This window comes from Campylobacter sp. 2014D-0258, assembly GCF_008000495.1.
GTDB classification, from domain to species: domain Bacteria; phylum Campylobacterota; class Campylobacteria; order Campylobacterales; family Campylobacteraceae; genus Campylobacter_D; species Campylobacter_D jejuni.
In genome coordinates this window covers 1-973 of sequence record NZ_VOAR01000012.1, presented here as the reverse complement: position 1 = coordinate 973, position 973 = coordinate 1, and the positions used below count along the sequence as shown (strand labels likewise).

The window sequence follows — 973 nt, the reverse complement described above, 5'->3', positions numbered from 1 at the left end:
ATAAAACAAAAAATGTTTCTACTATAGAAGTAAAAAGCAATGATGAATTTGGACAAATCTCAAATGCTATCAATGAAAACATTCTTGCTACTAAAAGAGGCTTAGAACAAGACAATCAAGCCGTTAAAGAATCAGTTCAAACCGTATCAGTTGTAGAAGGTGGTAATTTAACAGCAAGAATTACTGCTAATCCAAGAAACCCACAACTTATTGAACTTAAAAATGTTCTAAATAGACTTCTTGATGCTTTACAAGCTAGAGTAGGTTCTGATATGAATGAAATTCAAAGAGTATTTAATAGTTATAAATCTCTTGACTTTACTACTGAAGTAAAAGATGCCAATGGAGCTGTAGAGGTAACTACTAATGCACTAGGGCAAGAAATCATTAAAATGCTAAAACAAAGTTCAGACTTTGCTAATGCTTTAGCTAATGAAAGTGGAAAATTACAAACTGCTGTTCAAAGCTTAACCACTTCTTCAAATTCTCAAGCTCAATCTTTAGAAGAAACTGCAGCAGCTTTAGAAGAGATCACTTCTTCTATGCAAAATGTTTCAGTTAAAACTAGTGATGTTATCACTCAATCTGAAGAGATTAAAAATGTTACAGGTATTATAGGTGATATTGCAGATCAAATCAATCTTTTAGCTTTAAATGCAGCTATTGAAGCAGCTCGTGCTGGAGAACATGGTAGAGGCTTTGCAGTGGTAGCTGATGAAGTTAGAAAGTTAGCTGAAAGAACTCAAAAGTCTTTATCAGAAATTGAAGCTAATACTAATTTACTTGTTCAATCTATCAATGATATGGCAGAAAGTATTAAAGAACAAACTGCAGGTATCACTCAAATCAATGATAGCGTAGCTCAAATTGATCAAACTACTAAAGATAATGTTGAAATTGCTAATGAATCAGCTATTATTTCTAGTACAGTAAGTGATATAGCTAATAATATCTTAGAAGATGTTAAGAAGAA

The 973-nt window shown here is 32.0% G+C and carries 1 protein-coding gene; it reads left to right on the top strand.

The features are described from left to right. Window positions 1–973, top strand: a 973-nt coding sequence (locus SR62_RS01990) for a methyl-accepting chemotaxis protein (RefSeq protein ID WP_261791846.1), incomplete at both ends; no start/stop codon positions are given.